The organism is Pedobacter sp. AC402 (assembly GCF_979252805.1).
Window position 1 is genome coordinate 58,341 of record NZ_CEEDAI010000011.1, and the last position, 14,703, is coordinate 73,043.

Here is a 14,703-nt window from a genome sequence, read left to right on the forward strand (position 1 = left end):
TATTAAATGTATTTATGCAAATATAGGAAAATCAATTTTACCCTTCCCATCAAAAAAATGCCATAAAATTTTGCCAAAAACTGTAACAACTTAAACCCTTAAGCGTTTAATTATAAATAGTTATAAATGGACAAACTGAACCGTTTCTTTTGGTTTTGCTCTGGCGCTCATATACCGACACTGGAAAAATATCCTTCAGAACAAAATAAATATACAGGCATTGGTGCCACCATCTTCTTTACGGGCTTATTTGCAGCACTTTCTGGCGGTTACGCCATGTATTTTGTATTTAAAGGCGATGATCTGGCCGTAATTTTTGCAATCATTTTCGGGTTTTTATGGGGAGCTGCCATTTTTAATATGGACCGCTACATCGTATCGAGCATTAATAAAAGCGCAACTACCAATAAACAGCTGCTACAGGCAACACCACGTATTTTGCTGGCCATAATGATTGCGTATGGTAATATCAAGACCGATTGAGCTTAAAATTTTTGATAAGGAGATTAAAGAACGGTTAAAAGTGAGTTACCTTAATGGCCAGCGCGCTAAAATTGATACTTTAAACAAAGCTTTCGAGAAAAAATACCAGGTAGAATTTGGCAGATTAAACCAACAAAAAGCCACAAGAGATTCGCTCGAAAAAGGCATCAAGGCAGATAGGCAAAAACTGAATTTTGAGATTTTTGGCAATAAGACAACAGAAACATCAGGAGTGATGGGGTATGGCCCATATGCTAAACGCAAAGAAACCGAAATTGCACAACGCACAACAGAATTAGATTCACTTAAGGCCGCCATCAATAAATCTGAAGGTTTTGTAGATAAACGTAAAGAATTTGATGGTTTGCTTACCGAAAAATTATACACCAAAAAACAACTGGATAGCTTATCGGATATTGCCGGCTTTGCAGATCGAAACTGGGCCTTAGGGCAGTTAAAATTTAATGTTGATGGCTCGCGCGATAACAATACCGCAATGGCAGTTACCTTTATAGGCCTGCTGTTTATCTTTTTCGAATGTTTACCCGTATTTGTAAAGCTAATGAGTGCCCGTGGACCGTATGACTACGCGATTTCCGACGGCGATGAGGTATCGATCTATCATTCTAAAAAAGACAAAGATTTCCACTTCGAAGTTGCCGATAATATTCACGAAACCAGGGTAGATTCAGAATCATCGAAAAAGAAAGAAATAATTAAGGGAAAAGCTTATCGCGATCTGGAAAAACACGACTGGGATAGTGAGGGATAATTGACAATGTAGAAGGAAAGATGTAAAGAAAAAAAGGTTAATGGCCTGATGGTTCACAAGTCATGGTCTGGAAAACCATCTGCTATAAACAATTAACCTGAAAACCATGAACCACCTGGCTATCAACCATGGACTATATATCCAGAAACCCAAAAATATTTTTCCTCAAAGCATTTCACCTCAAACATCTTACATTTTTCCTTAAATTGCTGCCATATTCCCGAATTATGAAGAAATTTTTAGATGCTGCAATATTAAGTCTTTTATCGCTCACGGCATTCGCACAGAATGAGATCAGTTATACGGTTTCATTTCCAAATGCGATCCACCATGAGGCAGAAATCAGTATGTTCATTCAAAATGTTCCAGCAGGGGCACTAAAGGTTAGGATGAGCAGATCCTCGCCAGGCCGTTATGCCACACATGAATTTGGAAAAAATGTTTATCATTTAAAAGCCTTTAACGAAGCAGGCAAACAGCTGAACATCAAACAATCAGCCGGTGATGTATATGAGATTCCTACTCACGGCAGTAGCGTAAAAATAACGTATACACTTTTTGGAAACTGGATTGACGGAACTTATGCAGGTTTTGATGAAACCCATGCCCACATGAATATTCCGGCAACATTCGCTTTTCCGGTAGGTATGGATAGCAGACCGCGACTGGTGAAATTCAATTATGCCGAAAAACAGAACTGGAAAGTAGCCACACAGCTTAAACCAATGGGCAACGGAACTTATTTTGCACCCAACCTTCAATATTTTATGGATAGCCCGAACAGAAATTGCCAACTATAAAACAGCAAGCTGGAAGGTGCAAAATACTGAACGGAAAGCAACAAACCATTCATTTAATTACGCACGCTAACGACGATCAAAAAACCGTTGACAATTATGCAGAAATGCTTAAAAAAATGGTCGATGAACATTTGGCCGTTTGGGGAGAATTCCCAACCTATGATTACGGTAATTATTATTTTCTGGATGATGTATATCCTGAGAATGCGGGTGATGGCATGGAGCATAGAAATTCTACTTCCATTGTACAACGCACACCGAAGATTGAAGGTTATGAAGCTAACCTGCTGGGAACTTTTTCACATGAATATTTCCACAGTTGGAATGTAGAACGGTTAAGGCCGAAAACCCTGGAACCTTTTAATTTCGAACATGCCAACATGAGCGATGAACTTTGGCTGGCCGAAGGTTTTACGCAATATTATGGCAACTTACTCTTTAACCAGGGCAGGATTAAAAACTGTAGATAATGCCGTGCAAACTTTTAACGGCCTTGTAAATGCTGTTTTGCTTTCGCCAGGTGCAAAGAATTTTTCGCCGATCGAAGCCAGCCGATATGCCGTATTTGCCGATGCTGGTGTAGCAATTGATCAAACCAACAAAGGCAACATCTTTACTTCATATTATACCTATGGTGCAGCAACAGCATTGGCACTTGATCTTCGCTTAAGAACCGAATTTAAGCTCACACTTGATGATTATATGCGCGCCCTATGGAAAGCTTATGGTAAACCGGAAATTGCTTATACCGTTCCTGATTTAGAAAAAACCTTAGCTCTTTTAACTAAAAACCCCGCTTTTGCTGCCGACTTTTTTAAAAAGTACATCTACGGAACAGATAAGAATGACTATGCCAAACTGCTTTTAAATGCAGGCCTTGTTTTGCAGAAAGCAAGCCCTAACAAAGCCTATACCGGTTTGGGTAGAATTAATGCTGTAGAAGGAAAGCTTATCCTGGGGCAAACACTCATAGGCACACCCGCTTATCAGGCAGGTTTGGATGTTGATGATGTGTTGTTAACCATAGATGGCGAAACGTTAAAAGATCCGGCCGCCCTTGCAACACTTACCGATGCGCACAAACCAGGAGATGTATTAAAGGTTACTTATCTTCACCGCGGAGAAGAGAAAGCAACCCAATTAACCCTGACCGAAAACCCATCTTTAGAAATCGTCCCGATCGAAAAAACAGGCGGAAAGTTAACCCCTGCTATGCAGACTTTCAGAGATAAATGGTTATCATCGCAGGTAAAATCTAAATAAAACTAACTAATACTTATTATACATGAAGAAAATATTCCTTTTTACCATTGTCGGTTTGGCAAGTTTGCAGCTGAAAGCGCAAAACATCGATAAAATTATCACGCGCGAGTATACCGACCATCTGATTAAAACTTTAAGTGCAGATGATATGCAGGGGCGTGCAACATTTACCCCGGGCATTGATAAGGCCGCAAGCTTTATCGAATCTGAGTTTAAAAAAATAGGTTTACAGCCTTTAACAGGTGAAAAAACTTTCCGCCAGAGTTTTAACAAATACCAGGTAGCCATTCAAAACACAAGTGTTAAAATCGATGGACAGGAAGTTGCTCCAGAAAACCTGATTGTTTCCGGAGTTACCACCGAAAGTATTTCACTCGATAAATCGAATGCTACTGTTGTTAAGCTTGATCCGGAAAAGGCATTCGTACCACAGCTTAGGGCGATGATGGGTGCAGAGAAAAATCAGATCGTTTTAGTTGACAGCAAATTTGCTGACTTGTTTAACCGTTACAAAAGTTATTTCGGTAAACCTGCAACCGTTGATGAAAAAGACGTTAAAGCAACTACAAGCGCCGTACAGGTTTTTGTTTTAGGTAAAGATGCTGCCACCGATTTTTCTGCAACATTTAAAAGTAAGGTAACTAAAATGCCTTTATTTAATGTTGCGGGCGTAATTCCAGGTAAATCAAAGGCAAAAGAAATTGTGGTTTTCTCAGGTCATTATGATCATTTAGGTTTTTTGAAAGCTGTAGATGGTGATAGCATTGCCAATGGCGCGGATGATGACGCTTCGGGTACTACGGCCATGATTGCCCTTGCCAAGTATTATAAAGCGCAAAAAAACAATGAGCGTACCCTGATTTTCGTTGCCTTTACAGCCGAAGAAATTGGTGGTTTTGGAGCGAGATATTTCTCAGAAAAATTAAATCCTGATGATGTTGTAGCCATGTTTAACATAGAAATGATCGGTAAAGATTCGAAATTCGGAAAAAATACTGCATTTATAACCGGTTATGAAAGATCTGATTTCGGTAAGATTTTACAGAAAAACTTAGCTGGAACCGAATTTACGTTCCATCCAGACCCTTATCCGGATCAGAATTTATTTTACAGAAGTGATAATGCCACTTTAGCTGCCTTAGGTGTTCCGGCACATACCATCAGTACCGATAAAATCGATATTGATAAGTTGTACCACAGTGTTAAAGATGAATACAGCTCTTTAGATGTTGAAAACATACTTTCTACCATCAAAGCAATTGCTAAAAGTGCTGTAACCATAGTTAACGGAACAGATACCCCAACAAGGATACCGAAGTTGAAAAAATAAAAAGGTAGTAGTTATAAAACGGTCGTCATTCCCGCGCAGGCGGGAATCGTAATGCAGTAAGCTTTAAGATTCCCAATCAGGTTGGGAACGACGAGCCGTACGATACAACTCCAACAAAAAATGGCCAGTGAAAAATCACTGGCCATTGCTATTTTTATAAATTCAGTAAGTGGATTACTTACTCAAATACATCGACTTATCTTTGTACAGCTTACGGAAGTAAGGATCTTCTAAATCTTTAATGAAGCGGATTGCTTCACCTGTGGATTTCATTTCAGGACCTAATTCTTTCGCTACCTCCAGGGAATTTCTCGTAAGAGAAAACCGGTTCTTTAATTGCGTAACCTTCTAGTTTACGAACAATCGTAAAATCTTTCAGTTTTGCCACACCCAACATAATCTTCGCTGCGATATTGATGTATGGTACATCGTAAGCTTTTGCGATGAAAGGAACCGTACGCGATGCCCTAGGGTTTGCCTCGATTACATAAACTTTCTCATCTTTGATAGCGAACTGGATGTTTAACAAACCTCTCACATCTAAAGCTTTTGCAATTTTGATCGAGTATTCTTCCATTGCTTTAGTTACAGTTTCTGATAAGCTGAATGTTGGTAACACTGCAAATGAATCTCCTGAGTGGATACCTGCTGGCTCAATGTGTTCCATCATACCTACAATGTGAACATCCTCACCATCAGAAATCGAATCAGATTCCGCTTCTTCTGCTCTATCCAGGAAGTGATCGATCAATACGCGGTTTCCTGGTAAATCGCCCAGTAACTTCACTACTGCTTTTTCTAGGTCTTCATCGTTAATTACGATGCTCATGCCTTGTCCACCCAATACATAACTCGGACGAACCAGTACCGGATAACCTACCTCATTTGCCACAACAATTGCTTCTTCAGCATTTTCAGCGACACCATATTTTGGATAAGGAATATCCAATTCTTTCAACAAATCAGAGAAACGGCCGCGATCTTCGGCGATATCCATGTTTTCGAAAGATGTTCCGATGATCTTGATGCCTTTTTCGGTTAGTTTCTCTGCCATTTTCAAAGCAGTTTGACCACCCAATTGAACGATTACGCCAAGAGGTTTCTCAAGCTCGATGATTTCACGAACATGTTCCCAAAATACCGGCTCGAAGTATAATTTATCGGCCATGTTAAAGTCTGTAGAAACCGTTTCAGGGTTACAGTTAATCATGATGGCCTCGAAACCCGTTTCCTTTGCAGCCAATAAGCCATGTACGCAAGAGTAATCGAATTCGATACCCTGACCGATACGGTTAGGCCCTGATCCCAATACAATTACCTTTTTCCTATCAGACGGAACAGATTCGTTCTCTTCTTCAAAAGTAGAGTAGTAATATGGTGTTTTGGCAGGGAATTCCGCAGCACAAGTATCCACCATTTTATATACCCTGTTGATTCCTAAAGCTTTACGGCGATCGTAAACTTCATCTTCGGTAACATTGCCCAACAACCAGGCGATCTGAATATCAGAGAAACCTTTTTGTTTAAGCGTTACGAAGAAATCCTGAGGGATATTGTTTAAGGAATATCTTTTTAATTCAGTTTCAAGCAAAACAAGTTCTTGAATCTGGTTTAAGAACCATTTATCAATTTTAGTAACCTTACGGATCGATTCCAAAGGCACACCCATTGTCATGGCATCTTTTATTAAAAACAGACGGTTCCATGAAGCGTGCAGTCCAGGCCATCCATAATTTCGTTGATGTTGCGGTTTTGTCTGCCATCGGCACCTAAACCTGCGCGGTTAATTTCTAAACTCTGACAAGCTTTTTGCAATGCTTCGATAAAAGTACGGCCGATCGCCATAACCTCACCTACAGATTTCATTTGTAAACCCAGCTCTTTGTTCGCTCCTTTAAATTTATCAAAGTTCCAGCGTGGTACTTTAACAATTACATAATCCAAAGTAGGCTCAAAATATGCCGAAGTTGTTTTGGTAATCTGATTTTCAATTTCATCAAGGTTGTAACCGATTGCCAGTTTTGCAGCAATTTTTGCAATTGGATATCCTGTTGCCTTACTTGCCAATGCTGATGAACGTGATACACGCGGGTTAATTTCGATGGCGATAATTTCGTCATTTGCCGGGTTAACCGAAAACTGAACATTACATCCACCTGCGAAGTTCCCGATTGCACGCATCATTTTAATCGCCTGGTTACGCATATCCTGGTAACAGCGGTCTGATAAAGTCATAGCAGGTGCAACAGTGATCGAATCTCCTGTATGGATACCCATTGGGTCGAAGTTTTCGATCGAGCAGATAATGATCACGTTGTCGTTGCTATCTCTTAACAACTCCAACTCATATTCTTTCCAGCCTAAAACAGCTTTTTCAACCAATACTTCGTGTGTTGGTGAAGCTTCCAAGCCACGTTTTAAAGCGGCATCAAATTCTTCTTTTTTGTGCACAAAACCACCACCAGAACCACCTAAAGTATATGAAGGGCGGATTACCAATGGATAACCGATTTGTTGTGCAGCTTCTTTACCTTCTAAAAATGAGTTGGCAATTTTCGATTCAGCAACACCTACGCCGATATCAACCATTAACTGGCGGAAAGCTTCGCGGTTTTCTGTTTTTTCGATTGCCGCAACATCCACACCAACAACTTTTACACCGTATTTTTCCCAAACACCGCGTTCTTCAGCCTCTTTACAAAGGTTTAGTGCGGTTTGCCCTCCCATTGTAGGAAGTACTGCATCAATTCTAGGTAAATCTGCAGAGTCGATATGCTCCTGTAAAATAACCTCTATTGAATCAACAGTTAACGGGCACAGGTAAACATGGTCACCGATAACCTTATCCGTCATGATGGTAGCCGGATTGGAGTTGATAATGGAAACGGTAATTCCTTCTTCTTTTAAAGAAAGTGCCGCTTGCGAACCCGAGTAATCAAATTCACAGGCTTGGCCAATAATAATTGGTCCAGATCCGATAATCAGTACTGAGCGAATGGAAGTGTCTTTAGGCATGATAAAGCTTAAACAATAATTAAAATTCTAAAGTATTGGTTCCTATTGAAACCTTGAAAGCAACGAGATTTTGTGCTTGTATGAAGAAAAAATCCCAACTGTTCTGTCGGGATGCAAAGATACACCTTTAGAAGTATTTTAAGCGGATTTTTTTAAAATAAAAAAGAGGGTTTACAAAGCCCTCTTTATAAATTTTTCTTTTGCTGAAAAGCCTACTGCTGTAATTTTATTTCGCCTAAATCTGTAGTGGCACTATCTTTTACGGCCACCTTTTCTATCACGGCATCTTTATATGGCGCGTTAGCTTTAATTACCACCGTATAAACGCCCTGTTTAAGGTTGGTAAAAGTAAAAACACCTTGATTCACCTGAGCGCTAAGCGTGTCTGTGGAAGCTACAAGAGAAACCGATGAAGCAGCATCCACCGGAGTAATTTTTCCAATTATCCCACCAAGTTTAACATTTGTAAAAGCAATCGCTCCCAATGCAAATACAATTATTAGTGATAATGCAACACATAATTTTTTCATGGTATAACGTTTTAGCTGTTGATGTCTTAAATAAATAACACCATTTTGCCTAAATAGTTTTAAATAATGAACACTCAGATTACGCACTGTACTATAAATTATACACGAGTGTACACACTGTATATGCAATAGTTACATAAATGTTAATTAGTGTTAAAAGAAATATGCAAATGTAGCCCTACACGTCAGAATTAAGTCACGAAGTTGTGATGAGCCTATTATTGGCAATAATGTTGTAATAAGCTCAACATATATGCGTTTTGTATATACTTTAGACATTGTTCTAAAGCTTCCTCCGCGGCTTAGTTACCCGCTATGAGGATTTCTTCATAAATAGTTTGTTTGGTTTATTATCCGGTTAGAGGAGCCCTCCTCAACCGGATTTTTTCTTTTAAGGCATTTTCTTTTACATTTGATTGTATTCAGAAAAATATCGTGAATAAAAATATCAAAAAGATTGCAATTGTTGGCCCGGAAAGTACGGGAAAATCTACCATATCTCAATTACTGGCAAAGCATTACCATGTATCATGGGTGCCGGAGTATGCCCGTTATTATTGCGAAAATTTAGTAACGGATTATACCTTACAGGATGAAATAAATATGTATTACGGACAGGTAGCTTTGGAAGATGCCATTTTAGTGACTACGCTTAGCAACTTTATTATTTGCGACACCACTTTTGTTACGGTGAAAATCTGGAGCGATGAGGTACTTGGCGAAACTCCGGAAGTTGTTTTAAAAGCTTTGCCAAAAAGACCTTATGATCTTTATCTTTTAATGGATATCGATTTACCATGGCAAGATGATCCGCTACGCAATTTCCCGGAGAAGCGAGAATATTTTATGCAAATTTGGCATAAAGAACTGCAGGCACTAAACGCCAATTATAAAGTTATTGGTGGCTTAGGAAATGAAAGGCTTGCAAATGCAATTACGGCAATTGATGATTTTTTAGGTTTATAAGAAATAAATAGTTCTTGTTCAAATTCATGATTGTTTCGAAATTGCCAAAAGTACAGAACAACTCATTTCTCATTAATAAAAAACGTTTTTCTTTTTAGGAAACGAAAGGACAGCATTTCATAGGTGCTGCAGCCCCGCCATCCGCTAATTCCGATAAAGGATCAGAACCGCTTCTGTCGGGTTTATTTAACAGCGGTTTGTTTCAGGGCACAAAATTTTCCTAAATAAACCCGATTGTATGGAAAAGCTTCCGATTCTTCATCGGAACTCGTACCAGAAAGCGGGACTGAAATGGCCAAGACCACAGAACCACTCCTTTCCCATCAACAATAAAACGTTTTTTTTGGAAACGAAAGGACAGCATTTGATAGGTACTGCAGCCCCGCCATCCGCTAATTCCGATGAAGGATCAGAACCGCTTCTGTCGGGTTTAGTTAACAGCGCGGTTTGCTTCAGGGCACAAAATTTCCCTAAATAAACCCGATTGTCAGGGGAGAGCTTCCGATTCTTCATCGGAACGCGTACCAGAAAGCGGGACTGAAATGGCCAAAAGCACAGAACCACTCCTTTCCACGGTCTAAAATCTCAAATCTTACATTTTACAGTCAATTTTGCCCTATTGACTCACAATTAATCAAAAAACCCGTTTATTCTTAAATATTTTCTACATTTGCAGCATCATTAGGGGTGCCTTGTTTAATAAACACAAAAACAGGCTGAGAACATACCCATTTTATATGTGAAAGGTAAAAGATAAAAGCATTTGGTAAAAACCGAAACTTGAATCTCCTAACCATTAACCTTATAAATGCACCTGATCCGGGTAATGCCGGCGTAGGGATTGGAGTTATGGAAGTTTAACTGAAATCGGGGAAACCCCTTTTTCCGATGGGTTTAACTAAAAACAATACAATTGAAAAATTTATTTTTTGCAGCACTTGTTGCAATGTTGCCTTTTATCGCATCGGCACAGAATTCTGTTACTGGTAAAATAACAGATCAAAACCAGCAACCGCTTCCGGGTGCAACCGTAAAATTGAGAAATCAAAAAACCGCGGTAGTAAGTGATGCTTCCGGAAATTATACTATTACGAACCTGGTTAATGGAAAATATACCATTGTAGTAAGTTATATAGGCTATAAAACAACCGAAAAAGCAGTTGAAATTAAGCAAAGTACGGTATTGGATTTCTCACTCGCTCCTCAGAATTTCCTTGCCGATGAAGTAATTGTTAGGGCAACGCGGGCGACAGAAAAATCGGCGACCACCTATAAAAACATTGGCAAAGAGGAGATCCAACAGAATAACTTCGGACAGGATTTGCCTTTTATTCTTCAAAATACACCAGGTGTGGTGGTCAACTCTGATGCTGGTGCGGGCGTAGGTTATACAGGCATCCGGATCCGCGGGAGCGATAATAGCCGGATCAATGTAACGGTTAACGGTATTCCGATTAACGACAGTGAAAGCCAGGGTACATTTTATGTAAACATGCCCGATTTCGCCTCTTCGATAGATAATGTTCAAATTCAGCGCGGGGTGGGCACTTCGACAAATGGAGCCGGTGCATTTGGTGCAAGTTTAAACATCCAAACAACTGCCAGTGAATTGGAACCTTACGCAGAAGTAAATAGCACATATGGAAGTTTTGATACGTGGAAAAACACTGTAAAAGTTGGAACGGGTTTAATTAATAACCGCTTTAGCTTTGATGGCCGCCTATCAAGAATCAGTTCTGATGGTTATGTAGACCGTGGCTCAACATTACTAAAATCTTACTTTTTGTCTGGTGCGTACCACGGCAACAAAGATCTTTTGCGTGTAAACGTTTTTTCAGGCACGGAGAAAACCTATCAATCCTGGAATGGTATTCCGCAATCGCGTTTAGAAGATGATGTAGCTGGCATGAATGCCTATATCGATAGAAATGGATTAAGCACAGAAGATGCTGCCAACCTTTTAAATTCGGGCAGAACTTACAATAGCTTCCTTTACAATAACCAAACTGATAACTATACCCAAAATCATTATCAGCTAATTTATGCAAGGCAGTTTTCTGATCAGTTTTCTTTTAACGGCGCTTTACACTATACAAAAGGCGAGGGTTACTACGAAGAATTTAGGGTACAGGATAAATTAAAAAATTATGGTTTAAATCCGGTCGATATCAATGGCGGAACGCCTGTTACCGAAACCGATTTAATCCGTCGCCGTTGGCTGGATAATGATTTTTATGGCGTTACCTATGCCTTTAATTACGTACCCGACAAGAATTTAAATTTTACACTCGGTGGTGCCTACAATGAATATAAAGGTGCACATTTTGGACAGGTAATTTGGGCACAGTATGCTTCTAATGGCAATATCGACAGGCACTATTACGATAACGAAGGTTTTAAAACCGATTTTAACGTTTATGGTAAGGTAAACTACAGTCCGGTTGAATCTTTGAGTTTATTTGCCGATTTGCAATACCGCCGTGTATATTACGATATCGCAGGAACTGAAAATAAACTGAATACACTGGCAATTAACGAAACATTAAATTTCTTTAATCCGAAAGTTGGTGCTACATATTTTATCAATCCGCAGAGCAATGTATACGCCTCGTTCAGTGTGGCCAACAAAGAGCCAAACCGCGATGATTATACAGATGCTGGTGTAGCTGGCATTTCACCTAAATCAGAACATTTAAATGATATAGAGCTGGGATACCGCTATAAAGATGATAAACTCAATCTAGGTGCTAATGCTTACGGAATGTTTTATAAAAATCAGCTGGTGGTTACTGGCCAGATTAATGATGTGGGTGCAAACTATCGCCAGAATGTAGATAAAAGTTATCGTTTGGGTATTGAGCTAGATGGTTCTTACAGCATCAGCAAACAGTTTATGGTAAATGCCAATGCCGCATTCAGCAGAAACAAAATCAAGAATTTTACCGAATATTATGAAGATTATGACAATGGCGGATTTGTAATAAACAATTACAATCTAACTACCATTTCTTTCTCACCAGATGCTGTTCTTTTCGGAGAACTGGTTTATAAGCCGTTTAGCGGTTTTGCTATCGCGTTACAAAGTAAATATGTAAGCAAACAATACCTTGATAATACGCAGAACAACGATAGAACCATTAATGGTTACTGGGTAAACAATGCACGTTTAGGCTACGATTTTAAATTTGCAGGGGTTAAAAACATCAATCTGGGTTTATTGGTAAACAATCTTTTTGATAAAAAATACGAAAACAACGGTTATACCTATGGTTACCAATCAGGAGGAAGCAGAATAACCGAAAATTTCTTTTATCCACAGGCAGGCACCAACTTTTTGCTTAGCTTAAATGTGAAATTTTAGTTTACCATTCAGGGTTAACAACTTTCCATCCTATAAAGCTGTAAGCTCGAATTCCTAAAGCTAAATAAAGGATCGCCATTGCAAGGCACACTTGCAATGGCGATTTTGTTTATATTGCCCTGCTGATCATAAATAACCATTAATCTCAGCAATCCTGATCCAGAATGAAATACATAGAAAAACTCCAGTACATTACGCATGATATTCCACATTTAAGCCATATCGAACAGGTACAGCAGGCTTGCGAAGCTGGAGCAAAATGGATTCAATACCGTTGTTTGAGCAAGAATGATGAAGAACTTCTGCAGGATATTAAAGCCATTGCAGAAATCTGTGATGATTGGGGTACCACTTTAATTGTAACCGATCATGTTCATTTAAATGGAAAAGCGGATATACAAGGCTTTCATATAGAAGATATGGATGCTGATTTTATCACGCTACGTAAACTGGTGGGCGATGACATTACCTTAGGCGGATCGGCAAATACAATCGAAAATTTAATCAGACTGGCAAAAGAAGGGGCAGACTATGCTGGATACGGTCCTTATGCTGAAACGGAAACCAAGCCGAATGAATATACACTTCTGGGTATCGAAGGCTATCAAAATGCAGTAAAAAAACTTGAAGATCAAAACATCAATCTTCCTGTGCTTGCTGTTGGAGGTATTAAAACCTATGATGTAGAAGCGTTAATGCATACAGGCATTTACGGAATCGCAGTTTCAGGAGCAATTAATTTTGCAGATGATTTTATAGAAACCTATCAGGATTTTTACAGTTTAGTTAAAGAAAGTACTGCTAATTAACACTTTATAATTTGAAGGTCTTTAGATAATTTTTAGTTTTGGGTAAACCCAAACTAACATGTCAGAAAACGCTCTTCAAACCAACACCGCTTGGAATATTTATAAAAAAATCGCTTTTAGGTTTTTCTTTCTTTTACTTCCTCTTTTTATAATCCTGAATAATAATGGCTCTTTTACATTTTTTTCGGGCATACTGCAGTTGCCAAGTTTGGTGTTACATCATTTAATTCCATGGTTTTCTGAACATATTATCCATTACAATTACGATCATACAATCACCACCAACGGCAGCGGCGATACCTCTTACGATTGGGTACTGTTACTTTTTATATTTTTAATTTCAGTAATCGGCTGTATCATCTGGTCTGTTTTAGATCGTAACAGGAAAAGTTATAATGCCGCATATTATTGGCTTGTAGTATTGGTAAGATTTTATCTCGCATTTACCTTAATATTATATGGTTTAATAAAAGTTATTAAACTTCAATTTCCCGATCCTTCGCTAAACCGGCTTTTACAGCCTTTCGGCGATGCTTCACCTATGGGTTTGGCATGGACATTTTTGGGCTTTTCTAAAGGCTATAATATTTTTATGGGCCTTGTAGAAGTTTCAGCTGTTTTATTGTTGTTCCGCAGAACAGTTGTAATTGGCGCGTTTTTGTCTCTCGCGGCAACAGCTCACGTAATGTCTATGAACTATTTTTTCGATGTTCCGGTGAAACTACTTTCTACCGCGCTCGTGGTAATGAGTCTTTTTATACTTGCCCCGCATTTATTAACTTTATACCGTTTCTTTATCAAATATGAAAATCAACAGCTTAGTAAAATGTACCGCCCTACTTTTAAAAACCGCTGGCTATACATTTCTGCCTATGGCTTAAAATATCTGTATATCACAGCCTCAATTGGCACTTTGCTTTATACCTTTATTCAACAAACAAAAATATATGGCAGTGAAGCCCCAAAGCCGTTTTTATATGGCATATATGATGTAGAAAGCATGAAGTTTAGAGGCAAAACGGTAGCACCTTTAACTAGCGACAGCACGCGATGGAAACAGATGGTTATCAGTTATGCGGGTTATGCAAGGGTAAAAACAATGAACGATAGCACCTACAATTTTTCAACAGTTTTTAATACCAAAAAGAAAGAAGTGGTATTTAACTCTCAGGATAAAGAATCAGCACAATATATTTTAAATTATAACTTGACAGGCAAAGATAAACTGATTATTTCAGGGCTGAAGGGGAAAGATTCAATTTCGGTAAGCTTTAAAAAGAAAGACCTTAAAAATTTCAGACTCATCAACCGGGGCTTCCATTGGGTGAGTGAATATCCGTACAACCGTTAATCATTTACCCGGTTCTGATTCTT

11 protein-coding genes and 1 pseudogene are annotated in these 14,703 nt (G+C 38.9%); 10 read left to right on the forward strand and 2 right to left on the reverse strand.

Annotated elements, in window-relative coordinates:
- Positions 1-126: 126 nt before the first annotated feature.
- From AC0IWE_RS18890 to AC0IWE_RS18915, 6 genes are all read left to right on the forward strand, one after another.
- Complete coding sequence (locus AC0IWE_RS18890; protein ID WP_471794295.1) at positions 127-483, forward strand: DUF4407 domain-containing protein; 357 nt, start codon at positions 127-129, stop codon at positions 481-483.
- Positions 461-1,255, forward strand: coding sequence for a DUF4407 domain-containing protein (locus AC0IWE_RS18895; protein ID WP_471794296.1), 795 nt, complete (start codon positions 461-463; stop codon positions 1,253-1,255). The genes AC0IWE_RS18890 and AC0IWE_RS18895 overlap by 23 nt, the downstream gene beginning before the upstream one ends.
- Positions 1,256-1,482: 227 nt before the next feature.
- The gene (locus tag AC0IWE_RS18900) at positions 1,483-2,055 is read left to right on the forward strand and encodes a M61 family metallopeptidase (RefSeq protein WP_471794297.1); all 573 of its coding nucleotides are present in this window, start codon (positions 1,483-1,485) and stop codon (positions 2,053-2,055) included.
- On the forward strand, positions 2,043-2,525 hold the full coding sequence (locus AC0IWE_RS18905) for a M61 family metallopeptidase (protein WP_471794298.1): 483 nt from the start codon (positions 2,043-2,045) through the stop codon (positions 2,523-2,525). Before AC0IWE_RS18900 ends, AC0IWE_RS18905 begins: the two co-directional genes overlap by 13 nt.
- On the forward strand, positions 2,479-3,318 hold the full coding sequence (locus AC0IWE_RS18910; protein ID WP_471794299.1) for a PDZ domain-containing protein: 840 nt from the start codon (positions 2,479-2,481) through the stop codon (positions 3,316-3,318). The genes AC0IWE_RS18905 and AC0IWE_RS18910 overlap by 47 nt, the downstream gene beginning before the upstream one ends.
- A gap of 22 nt (positions 3,319-3,340) precedes the next feature.
- On the forward strand, positions 3,341-4,648 hold the full coding sequence (locus tag AC0IWE_RS18915) for a M20/M25/M40 family metallo-hydrolase (RefSeq protein WP_471794300.1): 1,308 nt from the start codon (positions 3,341-3,343) through the stop codon (positions 4,646-4,648).
- Positions 4,649-4,822: 174 nt separating this feature from the next.
- Here AC0IWE_RS18915 and carB read toward each other — a convergent pair.
- Both carB and AC0IWE_RS18925 read right to left on the reverse strand, forming a co-directional pair.
- Positions 4,823-7,663: pseudogene (carB, locus tag AC0IWE_RS18920) on the reverse strand (carbamoyl-phosphate synthase large subunit).
- A gap of 212 nt (positions 7,664-7,875) precedes the next feature.
- Positions 7,876-8,193 (reverse strand): hypothetical protein, encoded by a 318-nt coding sequence (locus AC0IWE_RS18925; RefSeq protein ID WP_055902734.1) that lies wholly within the window; start codon positions 8,191-8,193, stop codon positions 7,876-7,878.
- A gap of 435 nt (positions 8,194-8,628) precedes the next feature.
- Between AC0IWE_RS18925 and AC0IWE_RS18930 the strand changes: the two genes are divergently transcribed.
- The 4 genes from AC0IWE_RS18930 to AC0IWE_RS18945 all read left to right on the forward strand — a co-directional run bounded on the left by AC0IWE_RS18930 (position 8,629) and on the right by AC0IWE_RS18945 (position 14,680).
- Positions 8,629-9,159: an AAA family ATPase gene (locus AC0IWE_RS18930; RefSeq protein WP_471794301.1), complete on the forward strand. Its 531-nt coding sequence runs from the start codon at positions 8,629-8,631 to the stop codon at positions 9,157-9,159.
- A 913-nt stretch (positions 9,160-10,072) separates the two neighbouring features.
- Positions 10,073-12,520: a TonB-dependent receptor gene (locus AC0IWE_RS18935; protein ID WP_471794302.1), complete on the forward strand. Its 2,448-nt coding sequence runs from the start codon at positions 10,073-10,075 to the stop codon at positions 12,518-12,520.
- 164 nt (positions 12,521-12,684) lie between these two features.
- Positions 12,685-13,329: a thiamine phosphate synthase gene (locus AC0IWE_RS18940; protein ID WP_471794303.1), complete on the forward strand. Its 645-nt coding sequence runs from the start codon at positions 12,685-12,687 to the stop codon at positions 13,327-13,329.
- Between the two features lie 58 nt (positions 13,330-13,387).
- The gene (locus AC0IWE_RS18945; protein WP_471794304.1) at positions 13,388-14,680 is read left to right on the forward strand and encodes a hypothetical protein; all 1,293 of its coding nucleotides are present in this window, start codon (positions 13,388-13,390) and stop codon (positions 14,678-14,680) included.
- The last annotated feature ends 23 nt before the right edge of the window (positions 14,681-14,703 follow it).